Consider the following 26,995-nt stretch of genomic DNA (forward strand, 5'->3'; position numbering starts at 1 on the left):
GAAAGTATTTTAACTGCCGATGAAGCCCGTAATAACCACCTGGATAATAATATTATGCTTTGCCGCGACCCGCAGTTTTGCACAGGCCAAAACTGCCGATACCACCACGAAACCACCGGTGCAACTGAAAACAGTGAATATTGTCCGGTATAATTTTTTTAAAGATTCTGCCGCCTTCCGGGAAGAATACAGCAAAGAGATGACCTTCCGCCGGCCTAAATGGTTCGAAGTTTACAAGATCACCGCCGTAGATATCAACAAACTATACCGGGTTACCCAATTTAAGAAGAATAAAAAGAAGATCGCCTTCAAACATATGTTGCTGGATAAAGAACAGGAGATGTACGTAAACAGTGTATACACCCCCTCCATGGTGAATAAAGTGACCCGGCTCGATGGCGACAGTCTCCAGCTTTTTATGCGGTACTACCGCCCTGACTATTCATTTATTAAAAACGCTTCCGACTACGACATCTATGCAGATATAAAAAAGCACTACGGGGCATTTATTAAAACCCGCGACAGTATACCATCTCCACCATAAAACACGCCGCACCGGCATTTCTTTGGCGTCCCCTGCCTCTAAAAATACTATATTTCAGTATCCATACGTTTTACTAATTCCCGCTATTATTGCGGTAATGGTAACTGCTGTGGCAAAGATTACATAAATTAGTGATCTCAAACCAGTTAACGTTGTTAGTTTTAAAGATTCTCAATACAGCTCACATGAAAAGGCTTTTCATATTGGTTGCCCTTCTCGTGCCGGTGGTACTCACCGCGCAAACGAAACTCAGTCAAAATATCGTAGACGATTTCTCCGCCCGGGTGGCCGCTCACTACCAGCTGCCGCATGATTCCATCACCGGGTACATCGCAGAACAGCTCACCCGCAGCGGTAATGCCGGACTGGATATCGACTCTACTGTTTTTGACCTGAAAAAAGACCCGGTAGCTTTCGATGCCGCGCTGAAATACCTTTACCAGTACAGCGACTGTAACCGGCAACGGTTTATTACCAACCTGCGCAGTATGGGACTTCAAACCAACAGCGTATTCCCCATTGCCACCTACACCGCCAACAAATATAAGGGCGAAGTGAAAGCGCTCATGGAAGATAAAACGGATTTCCTGGCCACCTATACAGGCCCGGTAACCGGTAAAAAGCCACCTGCTACCATTGCGGAAGTAGCAGCAGCCAACCAGGCAGCAGCCACCGCCCCGGCCAGCACCAGCAGCGGCAATGAAAGCACCGCCACCACGGCAACTGGTAATGCGGAAGCTACCACCTCTGCACCGGCAGCGGATACACGTAACTGGGAAGTACGCCCCCTGTTCCAGGTACGCACCCCGGAACAACTGGTGGAAATGTACGGCGTCAATAACGTTACCCAGCATGATGCCATCAACCTCTCCGGCGAAAAAGAAGGCGAGGCTTACCTGATCTATCCTGATACCGACAATGAACTGGAAGTACAGTTTGACGGCGAAAATGGCAACATCCTTACCTTTTCGCACTACCCCTCCAAATGGAAATCGCCTTATGGCATCAAAGCCGGCGACCCACTGGATAAACTCATCAAGGTAAATGGCCGCCCCTTTAAGCTGAACGCATTTGAATGGACCAACGGCGGAATGGTATCCAGCTGGAACGGCGGCGCCCTGGAAGGCAAAAGCGTGATCGTTATACTGAAAGCCAATAACACCGGCGATCCCAAGCAATACGACCAGGTCACCGGCGACAAAATACTCCGCTCCGATATGCCTGCACTGAAAAAACTGGACGTGGTTATTGAATCGGTGGCATTCAAAGCCGCGAATTAAGCGGATGTTGTCTTTCTCAGGATTACGCTGATTTTACTGATTAGTTTGATTTTTACTTTTTGATTTTATAAAAGATTTTAAAAGATTTTGGGAGATATCAGCGATATACCCGCTGATATCTCCCAAAATCTTTTAAAATCTTTTATAAAATCAAAAAAAGTAAATCAGTAAAATCAGCGTAATCCTGAGAAAGACAACATCCGCTCTTGCACTTTTCATTTGTGCTCATTATCTTGTTTGTATGAAAAAGTTTTTATTATCCGGCGGCCTCCTCTTTCTGGCGCTTACCGGTATTTCTATTCACATGAGCGGACAAGCAAAGAAGTATCCATCGCTGAACCACATGGCGTTGTACGTAGTAGATCTGAAAATAAGCACGGAATTTTACCGGGATATTATTGGGCTGGAACCAATGGAAGAGCCCTTTAAAGATGGAAGACACAGCTGGTTCAAAGTGGGTGAGAACAGCCATGTACACGTTATTTCCGGCGCAGCCAAAGCCACTGCGCACGACAAAAACACGCACCTTTGCTTCAGCGTGCCTGATATGCAGGCTTTCGTGGAAGTATTGAAAAAGCACCAGATTCCTTTTGAAGACTGGCCAGGCAAAGCCGGTGCTATCAACAAAAGAGTGGATGGCGTACAGCAGATCTACCTCCGTGACCCGGATGGCTACTGGCTGGAGATCAATGACGATAAATACTGATCATACGCGGATTTTGTCTTTCTCAGGATTACGCTGATTATACTGATTAATTTGATTTTTACTTTTGGATTTTTTCTGATTTAATAATTAAGGGAGATAAGAGCGAATATATCCGCTTCTATCTCCCTTAATCCTTTATAAAATCCAAAAGTAAAAATCAAATTAATCAGTATAATCAGCGTAATCCTGAGAAAGACAAAATCCGCGTTATTTCAATTCTTTCTCCAGCGCAGCAGCTTTCGCCGCAGCAGAGGCATCGGCCGGAATTTTCTTTAACCAGGTCAATGCCTCCTTTTTATGCTGCGCCTGTGCGTGATACAGGGCAATATAAAACACAGCATCATATTTAAATACTGATTCCCCTTCGTATACTTTCACCAGGTCTTTCATACCTGTTTGCACCGCACCCGTTTGGATAAGGACTATTCCCCGGTAATAAAGGGCGGTTTGACTGCTACTGTCTGTTTTGAGATAGCTCTCCAGTAAAGGGATCACCTTCGTGTAGGCCTTCTCGTTAAAATATAATGCAGCTGACTGTAACAGTGTATCCTCACTATTTCCCCGCTCCGCGGCTACCTGCATTTCAATATTGCCATAGGTATCCATGTAACCGGTATCGCGGGAATAAAAGCGGAATAAGAAGATCCCGCCCAGCACCGCTGCGGCCATACCGATTGTGACCAGGTACTTTTTAAAGCCCACCACTTTCCCTGTACGCCGGAAATGTTCAGCACGTTGTGCCTCCAGGGTGGTTTTCAACTGCTGAAGCCCCGGATCAGGCTTTAAGCGGTCCGACAAGGCAGCAGTGACCTCGCGGTATTGCTGTACCGATGCGGACAAAGCAGCATCTTCCCGGAGGGCGGCTTCAAATTGCAGCAGTTCATCCGGCTGCATGTCGCCTTCTACGTAACGGATAATATCTTCCTGGTTATAAGCAGCCATACACTAAATTTTCTGAGCCTGAATATAGGATAACAATGTAGCCATGCACTCCGATTTTTTCTTCCGCAGATACCCATAGGAAACCCCCATGGCCGCTGCAATTTTTTCCTGGGCTTCACCGGTCAGCGATTGCCGGAGAATTTCCCGGCACTTCTCCCCCAACCGTTCAAACTGTGCCAGGTAGATGCCTATCCGGGCTTCCTCTTGTACCACCTGTTCGGCCGCGGCAAATACATCTTCTCCCACATCATATAAATCATCCAGTCTTTTTGTTACCGGCTGACGGCCTCTTTTTTTTAGTTCATTCAGCCATTTCCTTTTACAGATCAATAAGAAGAACGGTTCAAAGGGACAGGTAAGCTGCAGCTGTTTGTACTTTGCCTGGCGATATACATCTATAATGGACTCCTGGAAAATATCGGCTGCATCATCTTCCGTACCCTGATGTTGCAGGATATGGTGTTTGATCTTTCCCGCAAAACGCTGATAAATCTCCTGCACCAGCAACGTATCGTTCTGGAGCAGACCTTCAAGGTATCGCTGGTCGGGGTGAATACTCATCTGGAAGTGATTCGCATGGGTTGACAGGAACATGCGCTGACTAAAAGTACATCTTTCTAAAAAAATATTCCGGAAAGGGGGTAACAAAATAAAAGGGCTGTTGATCTACTATCAAACAAGCAAAAACATTACTCAACAAAAATATCTTTTATGAAAGCGATCACCTTAACCTCGATCACCTGCCTGGTAGCTGCCGCACTGGCTATTTCTTCCTGTAAAAAGAATAACAGCCAGGAAATACCTGGCCCGGAAAAAGGCCAGGACGCTAAAATGCTGGCCGAATTCCTGGACGGTCACGCCCGACCATTTGAACACTTCAGTATAAATGCAGCAGCGGGCGGTGTTATCACTACCAGCCAGGGAACAAAATTCAATATTCCTCCCAACGTTTTTATTACTGCCGGCGGGGCACCTGTTACGGGCGCAGTAGATATCAGTATCAAAGAGATCAGGGATGTGAGCAGTATGATCCTGTCGGACAAAGCCACTGTTACTGCCGATGGGAAGATGCTGGTATCATTTGGAGAATTTTTCGTGAGAGCCGTCCAGAACAATCAGGACCTTGGCCTGCGACCGAAGAATGATACCGGCAAAGGCATCATGGTACAGGTACCCGCCAGACCGGCAGATAACGTACTGAATGGCATGAAAGAAGTGCCGATGTGGAACGGCGACACCACCGTATCTGTTACCCAGCACGGCTTTAACTACATCAACCAGCCCGTGACCATTACCACCGAGCACACTATTTCGAGGGGCGTGTTATGGAACCAGATCCAGAGCAGTTATGCACTGTTCAATTCATCCAATGGCTCCATGAACTTCCGGCTCGACAGCCTTATCCGGTGGGTTAATTGCGATGGACTGGCTAATATGCCTAATCCCAAAACCACGGTGATGGCTTATTTCACTAATCACTTTAACAATGAAACAGGCAGCAGCTACGGCGGCGAACAACCCAGCATGCTGTTCTTCAAACCCAAAAACTATAATACACTGGTAAAATTCTACAACGTTATTATGACGCCTCCCGCTGGTAAAGAAGGCTTCCATAGCTACCAGACCTCTATCCCCGTAGGACTGGAAGGCACCTTCCTCGCTATCAGCGCTGTAAATGGCCAGCTGTATGCAGAACAGAAAACAGTTACCATCGGCACACCGGCAGGCAGCGATAACTATTCCACCGTAAGCTTTGATCTGCAGGCTGTGGATGCCGCTACGTTGTTGTCGTTAATTAACAGCATGAATTCCAAATAACCGGCCTGTTATCCGTTTACAAGTACTCCAAATCTGAAGGCAATAAGTCAATCCCCCGGTTGGCTTATTGCTGCTTTTATATAATATTTATTTATATTTATGTTATATGCAACCTACAGCTCTCCTGGCAGCACTATTACTTTTCTTTCAAAGCGTTGTGATGGCGCAATCCCCTGTACCTCCATCATTTCCGCAGGATACCCTTCCTCCGGAAATTGAAGTACAAGGTACCGACGACAGTATGCACCTCGTTGCAAAGCTGCGCCCACTGCGCCAGATAGCCGGCGCCCCCGCATCTTTCTATACATATTTCTGGGAACTGGGAGATGGCACGTTTAGTTTTAGTCCAACGCCGGAACTGCACTACAAAGATACCGGCACCTACCAGGTACGCCTATACGCCACCAATAACTACGACGATGGTAAGGCGCCGCCCACCAAACCCAGGCCCATAAAGGTGAAGAAGCCTGTAAAGAACAGCGCCTGGGCTTCCCGTTTCTTTCACGGAAATGGGAATATAGAGATGAAGATAAACCGGAACCCCAAACCTGGCGAAGACTTCATGGCGCTTATTGGCTACCGGAATATGGCCGGCGATGCGGGCAGCGGCACCCTCCTGTTGTTTTATAACGAGAAACAGTTTGGGCATGCTGCATTTGATCTTACAGAAAAAAGAAGCTACCACGGGGAAGACAGCAGCTCCCTGCAATCCTTGCTGGCTCAACTGGAAACGCCCGGTATTGAACCCGACGTAGCACTGGCCCATGGCCCCCATGCCGGCTTACCCGCAGTGAACAACGCTGCTGCCAAAGCCATGTTACAGGCCATGCAGGGCGCATATAGCAGTCATACCGTATTGCACTTCAGCAATGCCGGCAAAACCGCAGAACAATTCCTTTTCCTCAACATGCACACGCTGCCGGAAATGGTGCAGGACACCAATGCAACCGTTACCATGACCGCCATGATGGTGCCCGACAACGCGTTGGCGCAACCGGAAGTATATGAGCTGGAAATGGCCGTGGTAAATTCCCACGACCCCAACCGGCTGCAACTGCGGAAACACCGGATCAACTATCGTTTTATGGGAAAGAAAAAAGAACTGACCTATAAAATTCAATTTCAAAATACGGGTAAAGGGCCCGCAAAAAGAGTGGCCATCGGCATCGCCGTGCCACGGCAACTGAACACAGAAACTATACAGCTAAAAGAAGTAAGCCCTGCTTGCATCGCCTGCGACTCCGCCTATCAGTCGCAAAGCTGTATGGATACCGTGCGGACAAAAGACAGCATCTATTTTGTTTTCAGAAATATTTATCTCCCCGGCCTTCAGCAGGAAGGTGTTACCGATCCTGATTCCACCAAAGGATTTGTGCGGTACTCCATTCTGTTTAAAAAGAAGCCCAAAAAGATTCCTTTCAGCAGCAGCGCGGCCATCATCTTTGATAAAAACGAGCCCATTTATACCAACCGCGCCACTGCCAGGTTTATCAAAGGATTTTCCCCCGGGATTATTGCCGGCTACACGTTTTCCCCTAACAGCGGCGACTATACGCTGAAAGGGCCGCTACAACTCGGCGCCGTATTGGCGCCTTTTGCACCCGACCGTCCTTACTTTCAGGTGGAAGCCTTTGCCGGCCTGCTGGAAAAGGAATCTTCCGGAACAACCATCATACGCGATAAACGGGATACCACCGTAAACGGCCAGGTGTACCTGATCAGGGGCAGGAATGAACTCACCACCACCACGCGGCAGTCGCTGCAACTGGTGCCGTTACATTTCCGGTATAACCTCAACAATTGGATCGGTGTAGGTATTGGTGCGATGGCGCAAATAAATATTGCTATCAAAACTACTACTGAGTCAAAAGTATACCTGACCGGTGTGCAGCAACCCGACGTGGTCACCAACACGGTCAGTAAAACGCTCAAAGATGATCCGCAATGGTTTGCCAGCATCAACGCGGCGCCCTTTGCCGATATACAGATAGGAAAAATAAAAAGCGGACCGGCAATTGGGTTGCGTTACCTGCGGCAGGTAACCGGTAATACGCCCGATCGTTTCTTTGTATACGCTATCTACAAACTGTAATAAATCATAACTTCAGCCATTATACCATGGCTGAAGCCCGATCATATATCACCTACCTGAAAAAAGTACTGCTGTTACTGGCGGTATCCGGTCTGTTGATTTCCTGGCAGGACCCTGAACTGGCAGTACTGAAAAAACACCAGGCCGCCAACCGGCTGGATGAGTGGATCTACACCTATATTCAATGCCCTGCCGCTTCGCCTGCAGAAAAGGCCGCACAGCTGAAAAGAGCTGCAGCCAATGCCTGGCGGGCGCCCCGGTCTACCGATGAAATACAGGCATGGATGGACCTGCTCATTAACCAGGGCTATTCCCTGTTGCAAAGCGGCGATATCATTTCCTCTACAGACGCCTACCAGCAAGCCTTTGAATGGGGCCGGCAACACACCTCCGTTACTGATCCCGGCCTGGTACTAGAATATATCCTGAAGCCGCTGGGTAACAATTATACGCGGCTCGGCGACTACGAACAGGCGTTGTTTATTCACCGCATAGCGCTGGAATTTGCCCGTGAGCTCAACGATCGTGAGGCTACTGCAGCCACTTACAGCAATCTCGCTAACACTGCCGCCAACATGGGGCAGCTGGAACAATCGCTTCGATACTGCCAGGAAGGCCTGCTGCTGGCGGATAAGCACAGTGCTACCTATGGTTTGCTGTTGTCTGAGCAGGCAGATGCCTGCCAGCAGTTACGCCAGTTTCCGGCCGCCAGGCAAAGTATTGCGCAAAGTATCCGCATCCTGCAACAGCAGCCCGCCGGCAACCCGGAAGCCACGCACTGGCTGTTTATGGCCTATCAGCAGGCAGGCGATATTTATCTCGCTGATCCCAAAACCGCAGCACAATACTACTTCCGTGCGCTGTCCATGCCGGAAAGCCAACGCACCCTGCGAAAGAGGGAACAGGCCCGCCTGTTCCTGCGTATCGCGAAGTTGCAAGCTTCGGGTAAGCAACCGGCAAAAGCGCTTCCCTGGCTGGATAGCTGCTCAAAAATATTACTACCGGGAAAGGATATACGCAAAGTTACTACTGAAGATGTTTATGGTGAATACACCCTGCTGGATCTCCTCTTCACCACAGCATCGGTGTACCAGTCGCTCGGGCAACCCGCTACAGCACTGTCCTTATACCGCCTGAGCTTTACCGCAGAAAGGGAGTTGCGGCACCAGTATATATCCCCATCGGCCAAAGAGGCCGCTATATCAGATAGCCGTTACCGTTATGAAGCCGCTATTGCACTGGCCTGGCGCTGCTGGCAAACCACACACCAGGCAGCTTACCAGATGGCCATCCTGCAGTTTATGGAAGACAGTAAGTCGCAGTTACTATGGGAAGAAATGCAGCAGCAGTCCATTCATTCCGGCAACGATACTATCCAGAAACGAATCCGGCTGCTGGAGCAGGCGCAGCTCTACTACCGGAAAGAAGCGCTACTCGGTAGTAAAAATGATAGCTTATTGCAGCTTCGCCAGCAGCGACTGGCCTGGGACCTGGCTACTTTAAGGAAAAAAGTACGGCAGACAGCACATAACGGCAATGAATTGTTTTCGCCCGACAGCCTGCTGCACCGGCTGGCTCCCCGCCAGCGGATCCGGACTTACTTTGCAGGAGAGCATACCTTATACAGTATAGAATCGGATCACCAGGGTATACGGTATGCGGATAGTACGCCGCTGGACCGTGATGCGATCCGCTATTTTAAGCAGCATTTTTTTGGAGAAGGGCCGTCGGCCATGGTGAACCATCCGAAGGCCTATCACCAGGCAGCATACCGCCTGTATACGCAAATATTTGCCGGGCACCCATTACAGGCCGGCTACAGTTACCTGCTGATGCCGGATGGTCCGCTCAACACACTCCCAATGGACGCCCTGATAACAGACCCTGTATATAAATCCGCCATCGGGCAATGGTCCTTTCTTGTGAAACAGGCAACGGTATCTTACGCTTATTCATTGCGCACCTGGAACCTGCAGATGCAGGCCCATAGCAATCCCGGGGGCTTCAGCGGTTTCTTCATTTCGCGGCAGCACGCCGGATTACCGGATCTGCAGGGAGTTATGAAAGAAAAAGAGTTGCTGGCGCCGGTGATAAATAACGGGCAATGGTTTGTGAATGAACAGGCACACAGTCAACAGTTCAGGAATGCGTTGGAGCAATCGGGCATTGTACATATCAGCACGCACGGGTTCACTCAAAAGGATAGCACCGCTGCCCCGCACCTCATGTTGTATGATGCGCCGTTCTACTTATTTGAATTGAATGGTATTGTCCGCCACCCCGCCCTGGTGGTGCTGAGCGCCTGTAAAACAGGCGACGGCCGCCTGGTAACCGGGGAAGGCATCCAGAGTATGGCGCATGCTTTTATGGCGGGTGGCACGCCTGCAGTGGTAGCCGCTTACTGGAATGTAAACGATGCCACTGCTCCCCTGCTGATGCAACAATTTTATGAGCAACTCACTATACAACACAATGCCGCCACTGCCTTGCAACAGGCCAAGCTAAACTGGCTTAAAGATCCCATGGTAACGGACATGCATAAACTTCCCTATTACTGGGCCGCATTGAGCTTCCAGGGGAATACGGCGGCGGCAGTCCTGTCTTCTTCCCGTTTCTCCTGGTATTGGCTGCTTTTATTGCTGCTGATACCGGCTTTCCTGCTGGTACGCAAATGGATTCGTTAAGGAATCATGAACAGTCCACCGAATTCCCCTTTTTTTCCTTAAATTCATTGAAGAGAGTCTTCAGTCATATCCTGCTTTTATGTCATTACTACTGAATGTTCCCAACGCGGAAAAAGAGCATGCTGCATCTATGGGCGCCCAATGGGATCAGGTGGCGCGCGCCTGGTACTTACCGGAGGACCGGTACGACCGGCTCATAGAGGTGGCCCGGTGGATACCGGAAAAGCATCCTGCCATTATTCTGCCCACCGAAATAAGTATTGTGCAGGCTGGCAGGACGTGCTGGAAATGCCAGCACAATAACCGGGTAATAGCGCTTGCCGGTAATTATTTTTATGAGAAAGATATGAATGAGCGGGATGAGTCGGTATGGCTGGCGCAGGATTTCTTTACAGTATTCCAGCAGGTGTCCAGCATTTCAGATAACCTGCAAACGTTTCTGAATGATTACTATCCGCGTTACAAACGGGCGTGGTCAAATACACTGGGGAGTCATTGCTGGTCTAATCATTGCGAATCATGCGACAGCATCCAGGGCGACTGGTTCCTGTTTGATGAAGCAGGCAGCGTGTTTAATCCTACTGTAAGAGAAGAGGCTGCCCGGCTGACGATCAGGAACTATACCCTGAAATATGCGCCCCTGATCGATGCAGTTTATTCTCTCGGAGATCATGCACGGCTCATCAATGAATTTGCAGAAAGAGCGGATCTATAATTTCACATGTGTTTTCAGGAAAATAAAATAGCGGGGATCTTCTTCTGCAAAAATCTCCTTCCCTTCCAGCATATACGCCCTTAACAGGTATTCCAGCGATTGATCATGCTGGTTCAATTCATACAGGCTTTCCCCCAGGCGTAAATTCACAAAGCCGTTGGCCTGTGCATCCGGGCCGTTTAAGGCGTCATAAAAGCTATTGGCGGCGGCCTCATAGTTGCCTTTAAAGTAATACATATCCCCAATGCTGGCATACAACCAGGTACTAGCTTCCCAGTTCCGCGCCGGTTCCGGCAGGAGCTGCAAAGCTTCGGTAAACCGGGCAATGGCGCCATCAAAATCATCTGCATCCGCCAGTTCGTTGCCTGCCTCAGATAAAGCTTCTACTTTTTCGTGGATATCTGCCGGCAGTTCTTCCTCCACTACAGTTGCCAGGCCGGAAAATACATGCAGGTATTTTTCATCCACTCCTTCAAATACGCGCCCGGCAGACTTATGCATAGCCGTAGTAAAATATTCTTCTGCTCCTTTCATATCCCCGTTTTCAAAACGGGCTTTACCCAGCACAAATTCACGTTCACCATCTTCTGCACGCGCAGGATCGCATTGTTGTAAGGTATTTGCCCAGCGGAGCATGGCCGGAAAATCTTTTAATATGAAATAGGTTTCTGCAATGGCAAGGGCAATATGATAGCTCTCGTCATACACCTCTTTAGGTGCTGGCAGCAGTTCCCAGGCTTCTTCCAGCTTCAATGCATACCTGGCAGGATCATTGTTTTCAAACAACACCTCTGCTTCTTCCCAGATGACTTCAATAGCCGCCACAATTTTCTGATCGTGTAATTCCATATATCCCGTTTTAAAAAGTCCCTGTACAACCGGAATTGTACAGCGGCCATTCAGATGATGCCGCTTTCGAAGGAGCGTATCTCACGTTGTAATTTTTCGCCTTTGTATTCTTCTGCGAGCTGCAATCTTCGCAGCCCGATCTTTACATATTCTTCCTGCATTTCTATACCGATGCAATTCCTTCCCAGCTCTTTAGCCACCGCGCAGGTAGTGAAAGTACCGGAGAACGGGTCCAGGATTACGTCTCCCGGGTTGGAACTGGCTTTAATGATACGTTCCAGCAGGGCAACAGGTTTCTGGGTGGGATGATTTTCATATTCATCCATGCGGTAGCGTACCCGTGCAAAGTCCCATACATTGCCGGGAACTTTTTGCGTGTTATAGGCAGCCGGCGTGCTTTTCCGGTAGTCGATCAGTTTCCTTTTTGCCCCTGTTTTGGCTTCAATGAGAATATCGGCTGCATTGAAAGTGTAGTTGTTTTTATCGTTTACGCAAAACAGGATGGGCTCATACATGGACCCAAAGTATTTCCTGGCCTGTACCCCGGAGCTATCATAGCTCCATACGATGCGGGAGAGAATATTGATTTTCTGACGCAGGTAAATATCAAAATAAGGCATGAACTGGGTGGCGGTCATTACATAAAAGCTGCCGGCAGGTTTGAGTTTCTTTAGGCAAAGGTCCAGCCACTGATAGCACCAGTTAAGGTATTCTTCTTCCGTATCCCATTTTTCAATATGTCCATTAAAGTTTTTGCCGATATTATAGGGAGGATCGGCGAAGATGAGATCTACAGAATGATCCGGCACCAGCGTTTGCAGCGCCTGCAACGCATCTCCATGTATTATTGTATGATTGTGGTTACCGAATACTTCCATTTCCTTCTTTTCTGCCGATAAAATTAGCTAAAAAAAGGCCAGGATAAAGATACCCTGGCCTTTTTTAGCGGAAACCTGCATCAGAAGGTGATCCACACGATATATGCTTTCTTGTCATTTCCCTTCCGTTCTATCATCAGGGTAGCTAACGACTTATTGTCATCGCTGTACGCGTTCATCTCCAGTAAGCTGAACCTGGCTTCATCTTTTCTGCCCGGATCACCAAACAGGAAGGTCTTTTTCACCTTGTCGCCGTCGCAATAGGCAATTACTGTATTGACCGCACTTACCGCGACCATTGTTTTCTTCCTACGGTAGTTCTCCGTGCTATCCGAAACATTTACCGGGACATCGTTAAAAATGCTATAGCCAACATTATTCACAAACATGTAGTCGTAAGAAAGGAATCCTTCATTATAGGTGCCTGTTTTAAAGAAAACCCTGCGGAAATTCCAATCGGTTTGGGGTCTGCGGTAAATAAAATAAGGACGCAATAAAGAACCGGTATGTTGACTTTTCGCAATGGCATAACTGCCGGGTGTTTCCTTCCCCTCATCATCGAGCCTTACAATCCCGATATCACCAAAGCGGGTACTATAACTGGTACGGTTACTGGTAGAGGGTCTTCCATTGATATAGGTGGTAGAAGTATAATATTCTGTTTTTGCTTCCAGCTCTTCATACATCAGCGTGATGGAATTATCTTCATTGATCCGGAAATCCTGGATAACACCATAATAGGGTTTCTTATATTTCAGGTGTTCCTTTGCGTAGTCCGACAATAAAGGATGATCAACAAAATACTTTTTGCTTACCGCTAACGCAAACGGATCGATGACACTCATCTGCAATACCAGGTTTTCACTGGTGGTATACATCGTGTAGGGCCGGCCTGCGCTTTTAGCATTTATAGCTGCCAGCAGGTATAAATTCTTATTGGCGCTGTTGTACTTCAGGGCAACCATAGGCTCCTTATAATCGTCGGTATAATCCAGCAGCTTGTGTTCGAACGCCTTTTCGCCTTTGGCGATGCGGGAAATCAGTATCCGGGAATCCTTTCCGGAAGTTTTTGTGTTATGTGCAAAAGTGGCAATAAATACAAACTGATCCTGGTGCACATACATGCCTTTAAATTCCATGTATTTAAAGCCGCCGTTGGGGGATTCGTAAGATGCTTCATTTATTTCTTTGTGATCCGGGCTGTAATGCGTGACTTTAATCATTTCGTTACTGCCGCGCTCCAGCGAGCTGAATCCCGCCACGGCATAGTACTCCGAGTTGGGATCCTTACGTACCTGGGAATCCGGCAGGTCTGAAATCATTTCTTCTTTGACCAGCTTACCCGTTTTACCATCAAAAATAAGGCGGAAAAGACAGGTCTTCCTGTGTATGGCCTGCTTTATAAAAACAACGCCCTCGCCATTCATTTCATATAATCCTGCAAGGGAAGCATTCTTCGTCTTCTTTGCCTTCCATGATCTTATCCGGCTATTCACTGTGGAGGAGGCATGATGCTTTTTGTCGTATACAACTACGTCAACACCCTTTTTTGCGGTAAAGTGGAAGAAAAGCGTATTTCCATTTTTCATCAGCAGTAACCGGCTGGCGCCATCATCGGGTTCGTCGAAAGGTTTACTCCGGGTTATTTCCGGCGCCTGGGCCAATAGCGTTATGGGTAACAACAGGCTGCAAAGGCAGGCCAGTAACAGATTTTTAAGCATAGGAATAAAATAAACAGCGCGCAAGATAGAAATAGTTATTCAGCCGTGAATAACACTAAATGGGGATTATATTATTATATTCGTATAAATACTAATGGAAGATGAGCCTGCAAAAACCCATTTCAATAAAGATTTTCCTGGCGATCTTATCCTGCTTTGCCTGGTTTGCCCTGATCCCACAGTTTTTCATCACCATCGGCAGTAACCAGGCGCCCTGGTTTGAGAATTTCATCCGGTATTTCAGTTATTTCACCCTGCTTACCAATGCTATGGTAGCCATTTCCAGCACGGTGTTGTTAGTAGCGCCCAATAGCAGCTGGGGACGATTTTTTGCACGGACTACCACCGCTACCGCTATAGCGGTGTATATTACTATTGTGGCACTGATATATAACGTGATCCTTCGCCCCCTCTACCAATTTGAAGGATTACAAAAAATATTAAATGAAGTACAACATGTAATCGTACCGGTACTATTTGTTTTATATTGGTGTGTGTTTGTGAACAAAAGTTCCCTTCAATGGAAAGACTTCCTTCCATGGCTCTGGTATCCCCTGGTTTATGTTTTATTTGTACTGATCCGTGGCTCCTTCTCCGATTTTTACCCTTATCCGTTTATCAACTTAAATGATTTAGGTTTCCGTCAAACATTAATAAACGCCGTTGGAATGGGCGTGCTATTCACCTTAATGTCCCTGGCTTTTATTGGTGTCGGGAAATTATGGTCGCGTAAAAAATAATTATTGTCAGGGGCGGGTGCTGTAGCCTCTTAATTTCGCCCGGATATATTTACCGGATGCTGTGAGCTGAGCAGCTGTCCAGCCCCCATTTGCGGGCGCACCGGGCAACAGGATAGAACATAACTCGTTGGGCTTATCGGACACGGACCAGTTAATCCAGCTTACCTGGTTGCTTTCCAGGAACGTAAACCACGCCTCCCATTGCGGGTAGTCGATGTGGCCGCTGCCGGTAGCTTCCGAGCCATTACACTCTGTTACAAATACAGGAATGTTTTTGCTGAGCGCATAAGCACAGTCATCTCTCAGCCACTGGCCATGTGACGCCGCATAGAAATGTACCGTGTACATAATATTACTGTAGCCGGTTAAAGGTGCATCTGCTACTTCGCGGATCTTCTGGTCCCAGTGCGGGCAACCTACAATTATAATATTATCCGGATCATATGCGCGGATACCGGCAATCACCGCCGCTGCATAGGATTTCACCTGTTCCCATGTTTGCGTTTTATTAGGTTCATTGATGATTTCATAAAGTATGTGCGGATGATGACCATACGTTTGCGCCATCAATTTGAAGAAGGCGACCGCTTCTTCCTGGTGAAATGCTTCACAATGCCAGTCGATAATTACATAGCTGCCTTTGGCCAGCGCGGCGTCAATTACTTTCTTCAGCAGTGCAAGCTGTCGGGCACGATCATTCAGATAAGCAGGCGTTGCATCAACGCCCATGGCGGCGCGGACAATATCTGTTTTGAAATCATCCGTCAGCCAGTTCACTACGCCTGGGTTCCAGTACTGCGGCCACCAGGTGCTCCAGCCGAAACTTTGTCCGCGCAGGGATATAGTATTGTTACGCTGGTCTTTCAGGTAGCGGCCGGATACATGCAACGCGCCATACCGCCGCACCGGTGATCCTGCCGGGAGCGTGTCTTTCGGAGGCTTATCGCCGGCATCCGACCGGGCCGGTTTTGCACAGGCAAAGGCGCATAAAAAGAACACAATGATGTAGAAAGATAACGGGAGCCGTTTCATATGCTGCATAATTTATACTGCTTTCTTCGGTGAATCTTTCCCCGACTGCTTGATATAGGCAGAAGGCAATACACCGAATTCAGCTTTGAAAGATTTTGTGAAATAATGCGGGGTATTAAATCCCACTTCGTATGATATTTCTGCAATACTCAGCTGGCTTTTTTCCAGCATCAGTGCTGCTTTCCGCAGGCGGATAGAGCGGATGAAATCAACCGGTGTTTTACCGGTGAGCAGCAACATCTTTTTATAAAGCGATACCCTGCTGATGCAAAGATGCCTGCTTAATTCTGCCACACTCAGGTTGGCGTTCTGCAGGTTTTCTTCCACATATGCCAATGCGGCAGCGATAAATTTTTCATCTACAGATTGGATGGAGATATCCGCCACCTGCACCTCCACCTGTTTGGTATATACTTTTTTGATAGTGGTTTGTAATGTAAGCAGGTTCCGGATCTTTGACACCAGCATTTCAAAATTGAATGGCTTACAGAGATAGTCGTTGGCGCCTGTTTCCAGTCCCTTTATCTGATATTCCTCGCCTACCAATGCGGTGAGCAGGATAATCGGGATATGCGAGGTGCGCTTGTCCTGTTTGATTTTTGTGCACAGCTCCAGGCCATTCATTTCAGGCATACTTACATCGCTCACAATCAGATCGGGATGCAATGCCAGCGCCTTCTGCCATCCTTCTTTGCCATTGGCAGCTTCCAGTAAACAGAAGTACTCCTGCAAATTATCTTTCAGGTAAAATCTGAAATCATCATTATCTTCTACCAGCAAAATGGTAGGTTTCTTATTCTTTTCCCGTTGTGTAACGGCGGTTTGCTGGTTCTCTGTAACTACCTCCCCGTTTTCCGCCGGTTCTGTTTTCAGCGGCAGCTCTACTATAAAGCAACTGCCGCCATTGGTAATAGATTCTACCCGGATGCTCCCCTGATGCAATTTTACAAACTCCCTCGTAATAGATAAACCAATACCACTGCCCTGGTTGATGAGCGAGGCTGGAATATCATGCTGATAGAAACGGTCAAAGATCTTATCTACTTTTTCCGGGGGAATACCAATGCCGGAATCCATCACATTGATGCGGAGGGTTACGGTGTTGCCGCTTTCATCTGCCGGGAGACAATTCAGGAACACGCCTACATGCCCACCTGCCGGTGTAAACTTGAAAGCGTTGGAAAGCAGGTTGAATAAAATCCTTTCTATCTTATCATAGTCAAAACTGGTTTCAAGGGAAGAAATATCGGTATCAAACGCAAACTTGATATTTTTCTGTTCCGCAATATCCATAAATGAAAAAGATACTTCTTTAATGAAACGAATAATATCACCCGGGCGGGCATCCAGCTTCAGTTCATACACTTCCATCTTCCTGAAATCCAGCAGTTGGTTTACCAGGTTCAGTAAGCGTCTTACGTTGCGTTTGATCATATTTACCTGGACGTTCTGTTCTGCCAGCTGCGGATCTTTCAGCATTTTGTCGAGTGGCGCTATGATCAGCGACAAGGGCGTCCGGAACTCGTGACTTACATTCGTGAGGAATTTAATCTTTAGCCGGTCCAGTTCATGCAGTCGCCTGGCTTCTTCCCTCTCCTGCTCGCGGCTCCGTTGTGCTTCCTGTTTTTCCTGCTCCTGTAAAAACTGCGTCCGTATTTTTTTGATACCCCTGTATCTCAGGTAAAATAAACCCGCTAAAACCAGCAACACATAAGTGATGTAGGCGACCTGAGTTTTCCAGAAAGGTGGAAGGATACGGATATTGATCGCGAGTACTTTTTCGTTCCAGGTATCATGTACAGTGGATGTTCTCACTTTAAACACATAGCTGCCCGGATCCACATTGGTGTAAGTGGCTTTGCGGATTTTGTTATCAACGGCTACCCAGTTTTCATCCAGCCCTTCCATCTTGTACTGATACCTTACTTTGTCGGGGTTCAGGTAATCCAGTGCGGCAAATTCTATCGAAAAAAAGTTCTGGTTATAATTCAGTACAATATTTTTGGCAATGGTAATAGAAACAGGAAGAATCACCCTGCCATTTATTTTTTCACCGGTATTTACGGTATGATTAAATAATTGGAAATCTGTAAATACCAGTTCCGGTAAGATGTTGTTGATCTTAATACTTGCCGGATTGAAAATATTAAAGCCGCTGCCTCCGCCAAAGACCATTTCTCCTTTGGAGGTTACCAGGGAGGCATCTTCATTAAACTGCTTTCCCTGCAGGCCATCTTTTACATCATAGTTAATGAAGTTCAGCTTGTACACCTCATTTTCCACCGACACTACGGCATTGGAAAGGCCGTTGGCTGTACTTAGCCAAAGGTTATGATTTTTATCCTCCCGGATGCCGAGTATATTATTGTCTGGCAATCCATCTTCTTCCCGGAACAGGGAAAACTGTTTGGTATTGGGATTAAAAATGTTCAGTCCCTCGCGTGTACCGATACAGATATATCCCCTGCTGTCTTCGATCATGGAAAGGATATTATCATTTGCCAGGCTGTTGGGATTATCATTTTCATGCTGGTAATGCACAAACCTCCCGGTCTTTTTCTGCAATACGTCAATACCGTTCGACGTGCCGATCCAGATATCCTTGCGCCGGTCTTCCAGCAGGGTAAAAACGTAGTTTGAACGGATGCTGACGGAATCTTCCCTTCTTAAATGCCTGAATATTTTTGTTTCCGGATCAAAAATATCTACGCCACCAGACAGTGTTCCCACCCAGATACGGTGTTCACTGTCTTCCATAATTTCATAGATCCTGTTATCAGACAAACTATTGGGGTTCTGTTCATCATGACGGTAATGGGTAAACGTTTTTCCATCGAAGTACTCGAGTCCACCAAGGTAGGTGCCTACCCATATATGCTGTTTATGATCTATACAAATACTTACAAGCACATTGGTGCTTATGCTTTGCGGGTTAGATTTATCGTGTACGTACGCCTTACAAGTACCTGTTTGCGGGTTAAAACAAGTAAGTCCGCCGCCGTTACTGGCCAGCCACAGGTTGCCTTTTGCGTCTTCCGCAAATGCGTTTATGTCGCTGTAGTTGAGTCCTTCCGGTTTCATGGGATCATGGCTGTACAAAGGGAATTTGAAGAGATCCGGATAATAATAATTAACTCCTTTTTTATAAGTCCCAAACCAGATCATACCGGCTGCATCGCTGTACAGCGTGGTAATACTATTTTGGGAAATACTGTTTGGATTACGTTCATCCATTACCAGGTTCTGTACATGAAATCCTGATTTATCAAGCAGGTTGATGCCACCGGGATCAGTGGCAATCCACACTTTGCCTTGTTTATCCTGCATTACCGCATTCACAACATTTGCGGTGATCCTGTTTTCCGGGGCATCTTTATAGAAGTGTTTCAGCAGGTTGCCTGAAGGGCTGTAATAGTAAAGCCCATCGCCGCTGCCGGTAAAAACCCAGATATCCTGCTGGTGGTCGATGTACAGCTGGTACCTGGTAGCTTTCTTTTTAGCCAGGGTTGCATACAAAGGCATGGCCCTGTATACCACTTTACGGGTACGGGTGTCAAATTGTTCCACCCATCCGTCGAGGTATGCAATCCACAGGTCGCCGCGATCATCCAGCGCAATATCAGATATGGCAATGGAATGAAGGGAGGTACTATCGTTTGCAGCAACGCAGTAGGCTTTTATTTGTTTGGTGTGTTCATTAAGGATGATAATGCCATGATCGGCATGTAAAAAATAAAAATCGCCGTTGGCGCCCTTCAGTATTTTTTCTACCTGGTAGCCATATACCTGCAACGGGTGCAGCAATTTGGCTACATCATCATTGAAGCTGTCTGTTTCCGGATCATAGATAGAAAAGCCAAGCTGTGTTCTGATCCACAGGCGGTTCCCGGGGGCATCATAAATCTGGGTAATAAAATTATCACTGAGAGAAGTGGCATCATTCAGCCGGTGTTTATATACCTTAAATTTAGAACCATCAAACCGGTTCAATCCATTCAGGCTTCCCATCCACAGGAATCCTTTGGCATCTTTGAGGATGCTGGTAATTCCATTATGGGACAGCCCGTTATTTACATCCAGGTGCGAGAAAGCATACGGTATATCCTGTGCAGAAACGGACGTGCAGTACATCCATAACAACAGCAGGTATTTTATATTGGTAAGTTTCATCTTATAACGCGGACGCAATTGAAAAAAGGTATATCCCCGCTGCCGGTAGTGACAGCGGGCGATATGAAAATACGATTCCTCTGTTTAAAATGTATGCTATTTTCGGGTTATTCAATCACCAGCGGATTTTCCGACTCAATATCCATTGGTGTGATACCGTCCGTGCTGAATACCAGTGTGCCGGTAGTGGCCGTGGCCGGTACTTTTAGCACCAGGTCTGTCACCGATTTGCTGACAAATTCCGTTACTGCAGCATCATCGTTACCAAAAGTGACCCGCGTTATCCAGTTTACAAAAGTGCCTTTAATGGTGATCGTGGCTCCTTTGGCGGCGGAAGCGGGAACCGTGGTAATGGTTACCGGCACATTGAGGTTCAGTACCGTTTTGGATACAATATCACCTTCGGGTGCTTTCAGGGTAACCACTCCTTTCTCCGTTTCCTGCGGCACCGTGATGATGATATGATCGGCCGTTTGTTCTGAGAAGGCCGCCGCCTCTACGGTAGCGCCTTTCAGCACGATGGCGGTTACCTTATTAAGATTGGTACCAATAAAGCCGATCTTCTCGCCTGGCTTTGACCCGGATGGGCCAAAGCTCAGGAGTGTTACCTTATCCGTTTTAACGGCATCGTCGTCGTCTTTACTGCATGACATCAGTCCGGCGATGAGCAGGAGCAGCCAAAGCAGTTGTTTATATAAAATAGTTTTCATTGAAATGAGTTGAGAACTTATGAACACTTATTTTTTAATCACTTTTGGCACTACGCGGAAATTATCGAACGACATATCGCAGTCGAGGTCACCGGCGCCGCTGAATACAATCCGGGTGTAATACCCATTGGGTTGCACGGTTTGTTTGGCGTAGCTGGCGGTCACTTCTTCGTAGGGAATTGTCACCGTTTGCCATACGCCTTTGGTGTCGTAGGGAGGCATCCAGGAGAAGTCGCCCTGGCCGTCATTCTTCACACCTACACAAAATTTAAGTGCATTATTGTTGTAGGGTTTCTTCGTGTTCAGTTCAAATTTCAGGTTATAATTTTCCGGTTTCAGGATCGCTTCATCCGGGATATTTTTGCTGATGGGTCCCATCGCATCTGCAGGTCCGCCGGCCAGCTCCACCCAGCCCCAGTTGCTGATGGGTTGTTTTACGCGGATATAGTTACCATTGATAGCGGCAGGGTCGCCGGCACCCGGATTGGTTACTACAAAAGAGGAGTTCCACCAACCGGTGAATGGGTCGCTGCTGATAAAAATGTTCCTGTTATCGCGGAACCAGAAATCGGAAATGGCTTCCCCGAAATTGGTTTTAACGGTGATTTGCCCTGGTTGTGCGCCGACAGGCACCCTTACTCTCACTTGCTTATCTGTTGTTTCCACTATTTCGCCAACAGCGCCACCGGTAAAGGTTACCGTTACGGGCGCATAGAAAAAATCACCTGTGATCACGGCTACATCCCCGGCGGCCACATATTCACAATCCATCCGGGTAACCAGTGGTTTGCTGATTTTTACCGGGAAATTGTACTCGAGTTTTTTTCCGCTGCCGAAGATGATCTTTAGTTTATTATCTACTTCTACCGGGATCTGGGAAGGTATGCTTACGAGGATAACGGTAGGCGTAATGTAGGGTTGTGTAAGACTGGCTTTCTGATCGTTGAACCAGATTTCCCTGGCGTCTCCGAGGTTCTCCCCTACAATGGCAATCAGCACACCCTGCCCGGCTTCTACGAGCAAGGAGTCGCTGGTAGCGGGATCTGTGAGCCGGACATAACTGATCCGCGGCTCTCCGTTGTTGGGGAGATTATCTTTGCTACAGGAAATGATTCCTATACACATAATGAGCAATACTATGGAGCTATATATCTTTTGCATGAGTATATTATTTTTTGTAAAAAGCGTATAGGCCTACTTGTTATAATAATCTACTGCCGGTTTCTTCAGATTGGGCGCCTGGCTTAGTTCTGCTGCAGGTATCGGAATCAGGAAGTTGCCATCGTTGGCAATAATTTTCCGGAAGGATGCCCAGGATGTTTTCACACATTTCCATGATGTAGGATCAGGCATTTTATCCGGCGCGGTGGCAAACAAGCCCCTGTCCTGCGAGTTTAAGATGGCGTATGCTTTTGCTTTATTGTAATAGTGAAGAGCTACCAGGTCGTACCAGGCCATTCCTTCCATGGCAAACTCGACGATGCGTTCGTTAAAGATCACATCTGCGGTAAGTGGTTTTTCAAAACGGGGTAAGCCTGCGCGGGTATGTACGGCGTTAAAATACTCCAGTGCAGTGGCGTCTGTAGTACTGGCGCTGTTACCCAGTACCGCTTCCGCGTAAATCAGGTACATTTCAGACAACCGCATCATGTAGGTATCGTTACCATAGTTTTGTTGCGCCGACTGTCCGCCTACATCGGCGGCCCTGCCGGTTACATATTTCTTGATGCAGAGGAAATTGTTATCACCGGTGTTATAAGGGTAAATTAATTTAGGTGTGGTACCATCTGCGAGCTTCTCTGTAATTTCCGGGTAGTATGCGCCCGGCATAAAAAAGGTGGCTTTCAGTCTTTGGTCCAGCGTTCTGCCACTGATGAGCGTATCGCCGGAGTTCACGAAGCCTTCGTACTTGCTGATCATCCACCAGGTGGCGCTTTTATCGCCGCCCCAGCCATCGCCGTTGCACATTTTGCTATCGTAGTTCAGATCGGACGGAGAAGCATTGGAGGCGCCCCAGTCGCCCGGTGCGTATACCCATTGCAGTGAGAACATGGATTCTGTGTTATTGTCATAAGGAAAGAGGAAGAGGTCGTAGTAACTCCTCAGCAATGAATATTTACTTTTTGTGATGACCTGTTGAGAGAAGTATTTGGCGCTGTCGAGGTCCGATTGATTACGGGCGCCGGAACCGTTTGCTCCTAACCCGGACCTGGCCAGGTAAAAGCGGGCGAGCATACCTTGTGCGGTCCACTTTGTGATCCGGCCTTCGCGGGCTGGTACTTCCGGCAGGTCTTCCGCCACAGCACGCATTTCGCTGATCACAAATTTCCATACACTTTCTGCGGTATTTTTCCGGAGAGAAGTATCGGAAATCAACTTCAGGTTATCTTCGATAATGGGCACTTCTCCCCAGTTCATTACCAGGTATCGGTAAGCCAGCGCCCTCATAAACCGCGCTTCCGCAATAGCCATTTTTTTAGCGTTGGCAGAAACTTCCGGCCCCGCATATTTATTGATATTGGAAATAGTGAGATTGGACTGGCCGATCACAATAAAGAACGACCGCCAGGACGCGCCATTGGCCGTAGTATTGGCGGTGGTGTTAAACTCCACATTGTCTTTATCATTCCATGCCGAATAAGCAGTACCCGCCCTGAAATCGCCGATGCTGATAGCCGAACGGCCATTGTAATCAGACCATACTTTACTGTATAGCAAAGCGGTAGCTGCCATCAGCTGATCATCCGTTTTATAAAATCCCGCATCCACGATAGCATCTTTGGGTGGACGGCGTAAAAATTCTTTTGAACAGGCTGCCAGTAAAAACACAGATAACAGCAGCGCCCCGTGATATATATTGAATGTACCTTTTTTCATAACCAGCAATTTTAGAAATTAACGCCTAGGGCAAAAGTGTAGATGCGTGTGAGCGGATAACGTCCGAAATCAAGTCCTATAGCCTGATTCCCGGAGCTGGACTCCCTTCCGACGTAACCACCTACTTCAGGATCGTATCCGGTATAACCGGTGAGAGTAGCCAGGTTTTGCGCGCCAAAAGTTAACCGGGCGCCCCTGATTATTTTTTGCTTTGCCAGCAGGGAAGCGGGCAAGCTATAAGAGAGGGAAACATTTTTCAGCCGAAGGAAAGAACCATCTTCCACGAACCTGTCGGTGATCCGGCCGTAGTTGCCGTTCGGACCACTGGATATTCTCGGGACATTTGTTCCCGGATTTGATAAGGACACATTGCCGTCTTTATCCGTTACCGGTTTGGCATAGTCCATTGCTTCTATCATCATGTTGCGGCTAAGATTGATCTGGTTGGGATTGGAGTTCACCCTTGCCAGGTAATTATATACATCATTGCCGTAAGTGCCGGTGATTAAAATACTCAGGTCAAATCCTTTATAAGAAAAGGTGTTTGTAAAGCCGCCAAATACTTTCGGATAGGGGTTGCCGATATAGGTTTGATCATTTACATCAATGATGCCATCGGGCTTTCCTTGCGGACCGCTTACATCTTTGAACTTCACATCTCCTACCCAGATATTGTCCACATTGGTGGGAAGACGCTGCCCGGTGTTATCTACCGGCACGGCGCTTTTATTGATTTCGTCTACCGACTGGAAAATACCTTCCTGGATATAGCCCAGGAACAACCAGGGCGCCTGGCCCACAACAGATTGCTGCGTCCAGTTATCCAGCCACCAGGAAGTGCGGTTCAGCACACCTGCATCTGTATTGAACTTTTTGATCGTTGTTTTGAACCCCGACAGATTGAGACTGGATTCCCATTTAAAATCTTTTGTGCGGATGTTGGTGGTGTTGATGGTTACGGCCCATCCTTTATTCTCCAGGGAGCCGATGTTTACGGTCGGCGCTCCTACTGCACCGATCCCGTTGGTACCCATATACCAGGGCAGTGGAATATCCATCAGGAGGTTGTCGGTATTTTTCACATAATAGTCCGCCTCGATGCTGATCCTGTTATTCAGGAAGCCCATATTAATACCAATATTATTGGTTTGGGTAGACTCCCACTGCAACCCCGGGTTCGCATACCGGGATGTTAAAAACCCTGTACCGGTTGGTGTAGCGGCGGCCTGCATAGGCGCATAGATACCGGCGCTCCAGCCCGAGTTACCGGTGATACCGGTTTCAAATCTCAGTTTAAGGTCGCTGATAAAAGGTACCTGGAAGAAGTGTTCCCTGGAAACGCGCCATGCTGCTGAAACTGCGGAGAAGGTGCCCCAGATATTTTCATCTCCGAAGTTTGCTGATCCGTCTCTCCTGGCAGAAGCTGACAGGATATACCGGTCATCGTAATTATAATTTATTCTTCCAAGATAAGATTCCATTGCCCAGTCGCCCTGGCCACCGGAGTTGGTGGCATCGGCCGCCTCACCTGCGTTCAGATCCAGGATGTCATTGGTAAGAAACCCTTTCCTGCCACCGGTTAAATTTTTCCAGTTGGATTCCTGCGCCTCATGGCTCACCATCAGGTTAATATTATGTTTTCCAAGTTGTTTGGAGTATTCAATCAGCTGATTCCAGTTCCAGTAGGTACTTACATTGCTTCCGTTGGTAAGACTGGCCCGGTCGTTTACCGCCCAGCCAATAGAATAGGTAGGCAGGTAATTTTCTGTGTTGGCGAAGCCAAAATTGGTATTGAAAGTAGTTCTGATGTAAAGATCCTTTATAGGGTTTATGCTGGCGCCGATGCCGCCGATCAACTGCCGCCTTACTGCCCTGTTGATATTCAGATTGGCAATGGCAATAGGATTCACCGGGGTAAAGATATTGGCGCCATTGGTAAGATCGCCGCCTCCCCAGGAACCGTCCATATTTTTCACGGGGATCTGCGGAGTGAGCATCAAAGCGTTAGATATAATATTTTCCTGGCTGGTGGTGAGATTTTCCTTTGTTTGGTTGAAGCTGAGATTGGCGTTCAGTGCGATCCAGTTGCGGGGTTTATTGTCGAGGTTTAACCGGAACCCATACCTGTTAAAGCCCGAACCCAGTGCAATACCTTCCTGCTTCATGTATTCGCCGGAAAGGTAGTAGGTAGTTTTATCGGTGCCTCCGCTCAGGCTCAGCTGGTGTTTACTCATGGGAGCATTTTTGAAGAGTTCCTTTTGCCAGTCGGTACCTTTACCCAGCAGGGAAGGGTCTTTAAATTCCCCCTGGGTGTTGCCGCCTGCCAGTGCGTGGTATTCATTTACCATTTGTGCGTATTGGCGCAGGTCCATCACTTCTACATGTGGTGGCGGCGTTTGTATATTATATTGGAACATGTAGTCCATTTTAGTATCGCCGGCTTTACCTCTTTTGGTGGTTACGATCAGCACCCCGTTGGTGGCCCTGGAGCCATACAGCGCGGTAGCGGAAGGTCCCTGCAATACTTCAATATTTTCGATGTCGGCGGGGTTAAGGCCGGCCAGTGGATTGGACGAACTGGTTGACCCAAAGGAGATGGACGCGCCGGGCATCTGAACACCATCAATTACATACAACGGCTCGTTGGTACCATTAATAGAGTTCACGCCACGGATGTTCACGGAGATACCGCCACCGGGCTGACCGGAATTCTGAGTTATATACACGCCTGCGGAGCGTCCCTGTATGGCTTGTTCCAGCGTGGTATTTACTGTGCGGTCCATTTCTTTGGAGGTAATCGTAGTTTGTGCGCTGGTGAGGTTGGCCCGTTTGGCCTTGCCATAAGCCACTACCACCAGCTCGTCGAGCTTACTGGTAGCGGAAGTAAGTGATATACGGATAACATCTTCCTCCCCTACACGGATTTCCCTGGTTTGATAACTGAGATAGGTAACGACCAATACATCTCCTTTGGCGGCTGCAATAGTGAATTCTCCGTTTAAATTACTAAGCGCCATTGTTTTGGTGCCTTTTACCAGCACGGTTGCACCGGGTAATGGCTGCGATTCACCTGTAATCACTCCCTTTACAGTACGGGATTGACTGTAAGCACGCAGGGAGCAGTTGATCATTAACAATGAATAGCAGAGGAAAAAACAGCATATGGGTTTTAACCTTGTTAGAGTTTTTTTCATTGAAGAATGATTTGGAGGTGAGGTAATAAGTGTTTCATAACGT

At 47.7% G+C, this 26,995-nt stretch carries 19 protein-coding genes; 8 read left to right on the forward strand and 11 right to left on the reverse strand.

What is annotated here, in order from left to right; translation table 11 throughout:
- The first annotated feature begins 19 nt into the window (after window positions 1–19).
- The 3 genes from ACLHR0_RS24880 (at window position 20) to ACLHR0_RS24890 (ending at window position 2,530) form a co-directional block, all read left to right on the forward strand.
- Window positions 20–544 (forward strand): hypothetical protein, encoded by a 525-nt coding sequence (locus tag ACLHR0_RS24880; protein ID WP_436490262.1) that lies wholly within the window; start codon window positions 20–22, stop codon window positions 542–544.
- 185 nt (window positions 545–729) lie between these two features.
- Window positions 730–1,824, forward strand: coding sequence for a hypothetical protein (locus tag ACLHR0_RS24885; RefSeq protein WP_436490264.1), 1,095 nt, complete (start codon window positions 730–732; stop codon window positions 1,822–1,824).
- 241 nt (window positions 1,825–2,065) lie between these two features.
- On the forward strand, window positions 2,066–2,530 hold the full coding sequence (locus tag ACLHR0_RS24890) for a VOC family protein (protein WP_429062789.1): 465 nt from the start codon (window positions 2,066–2,068) through the stop codon (window positions 2,528–2,530).
- Between the two features lie 207 nt (window positions 2,531–2,737).
- Here the strand turns inward: ACLHR0_RS24890 and ACLHR0_RS24895 are convergent, their stop codons facing one another.
- Both ACLHR0_RS24895 and ACLHR0_RS24900 read right to left on the reverse strand, forming a co-directional pair.
- Window positions 2,738–3,472: an anti-sigma factor family protein gene (locus ACLHR0_RS24895; protein ID WP_436490266.1), complete on the reverse strand. Its 735-nt coding sequence runs from the start codon at window positions 3,470–3,472 to the stop codon at window positions 2,738–2,740.
- 3 nt (window positions 3,473–3,475) lie between these two features.
- Complete coding sequence (locus ACLHR0_RS24900) at window positions 3,476–4,066, reverse strand: RNA polymerase sigma factor (protein WP_436490268.1); 591 nt, start codon at window positions 4,064–4,066, stop codon at window positions 3,476–3,478.
- A 117-nt stretch (window positions 4,067–4,183) separates the two neighbouring features.
- Between ACLHR0_RS24900 and ACLHR0_RS24905 the strand changes: the two genes are divergently transcribed.
- From ACLHR0_RS24905 to ACLHR0_RS24920, 4 genes are all read left to right on the forward strand, one after another.
- Complete coding sequence (locus ACLHR0_RS24905; protein ID WP_429051492.1) at window positions 4,184–5,290, forward strand: hypothetical protein; 1,107 nt, start codon at window positions 4,184–4,186, stop codon at window positions 5,288–5,290.
- A 106-nt stretch (window positions 5,291–5,396) separates the two neighbouring features.
- On the forward strand, window positions 5,397–7,382 hold the full coding sequence (locus ACLHR0_RS24910) for a DUF7849 domain-containing protein (protein WP_436490271.1): 1,986 nt from the start codon (window positions 5,397–5,399) through the stop codon (window positions 7,380–7,382).
- Window positions 7,383–7,408: 26 nt separating this feature from the next.
- A complete protein-coding gene (locus tag ACLHR0_RS24915) occupies window positions 7,409–10,066 on the forward strand; it encodes a CHAT domain-containing protein (RefSeq protein WP_436490273.1) in 2,658 nt (885 codons plus the stop codon).
- A 79-nt stretch (window positions 10,067–10,145) separates the two neighbouring features.
- The gene (locus tag ACLHR0_RS24920; protein WP_370912614.1) at window positions 10,146–10,781 is read left to right on the forward strand and encodes a DUF5710 domain-containing protein; all 636 of its coding nucleotides are present in this window, start codon (window positions 10,146–10,148) and stop codon (window positions 10,779–10,781) included.
- Here ACLHR0_RS24920 and ACLHR0_RS24925 read toward each other — a convergent pair.
- The 3 genes from ACLHR0_RS24925 to ACLHR0_RS24935 form a co-directional block, all read right to left on the reverse strand.
- Window positions 10,776–11,630, reverse strand: coding sequence for a tetratricopeptide repeat protein (locus tag ACLHR0_RS24925; RefSeq protein WP_436490275.1), 855 nt, complete (start codon window positions 11,628–11,630; stop codon window positions 10,776–10,778). The two genes, ACLHR0_RS24920 and ACLHR0_RS24925, sit on opposite strands and share 6 nt — an antisense overlap.
- 50 nt (window positions 11,631–11,680) lie before the next feature.
- The gene (yhdJ, locus tag ACLHR0_RS24930) at window positions 11,681–12,508 is read right to left on the reverse strand and encodes an adenine-specific DNA-methyltransferase (protein WP_436490277.1); all 828 of its coding nucleotides are present in this window, start codon (window positions 12,506–12,508) and stop codon (window positions 11,681–11,683) included.
- Between the two features lie 80 nt (window positions 12,509–12,588).
- Complete coding sequence (locus ACLHR0_RS24935; protein WP_436490279.1) at window positions 12,589–14,229, reverse strand: hypothetical protein; 1,641 nt, start codon at window positions 14,227–14,229, stop codon at window positions 12,589–12,591.
- Between the two features lie 101 nt (window positions 14,230–14,330).
- Here ACLHR0_RS24935 and ACLHR0_RS24940 point away from each other — a divergent pair, with 101 nt between their 5' ends.
- Entirely contained in the window at window positions 14,331–14,969 is a 639-nt protein-coding gene (locus ACLHR0_RS24940) for a Pr6Pr family membrane protein (protein ID WP_436490281.1), read from the forward strand.
- Window positions 14,970–14,975: 6 nt separating this feature from the next.
- Here ACLHR0_RS24940 and ACLHR0_RS24945 read toward each other — a convergent pair whose 3' ends face one another.
- From ACLHR0_RS24945 to ACLHR0_RS24970, 6 genes are all read right to left on the reverse strand, one after another.
- The gene (locus ACLHR0_RS24945) at window positions 14,976–16,001 is read right to left on the reverse strand and encodes a glycoside hydrolase family 5 protein (RefSeq protein WP_436490282.1); all 1,026 of its coding nucleotides are present in this window, start codon (window positions 15,999–16,001) and stop codon (window positions 14,976–14,978) included.
- A 12-nt stretch (window positions 16,002–16,013) separates the two neighbouring features.
- Entirely contained in the window at window positions 16,014–20,171 is a 4,158-nt protein-coding gene (locus ACLHR0_RS24950) for a hybrid sensor histidine kinase/response regulator transcription factor (protein ID WP_436490285.1), read from the reverse strand.
- Between the two features lie 107 nt (window positions 20,172–20,278).
- A complete protein-coding gene (locus ACLHR0_RS24955) occupies window positions 20,279–20,881 on the reverse strand; it encodes a hypothetical protein (protein WP_436490287.1) in 603 nt (200 codons plus the stop codon).
- Between the two features lie 27 nt (window positions 20,882–20,908).
- Window positions 20,909–22,042, reverse strand: a complete 1,134-nt coding sequence (locus ACLHR0_RS24960; protein ID WP_436490289.1) for a glycan-binding surface protein — start codon at window positions 22,040–22,042, stop codon at window positions 20,909–20,911.
- A 33-nt stretch (window positions 22,043–22,075) separates the two neighbouring features.
- Window positions 22,076–23,758, reverse strand: coding sequence for a RagB/SusD family nutrient uptake outer membrane protein (locus ACLHR0_RS24965; RefSeq protein WP_429062776.1), 1,683 nt, complete (start codon window positions 23,756–23,758; stop codon window positions 22,076–22,078).
- 11 nt (window positions 23,759–23,769) lie between these two features.
- Window positions 23,770–26,952 carry a SusC/RagA family TonB-linked outer membrane protein gene (locus ACLHR0_RS24970; RefSeq protein WP_429062774.1) on the reverse strand — a complete coding sequence of 1,061 codons (3,183 nt, stop codon included), beginning with the start codon at window positions 26,950–26,952 and terminating at the stop codon, window positions 23,770–23,772.
- Window positions 26,953–26,995: the final 43 nt, after the last annotated feature.

The organism is Chitinophaga sp. ARDCPP14, from assembly GCF_051362515.1.
GTDB lineage: Bacteria > Bacteroidota > Bacteroidia > Chitinophagales > Chitinophagaceae > Chitinophaga.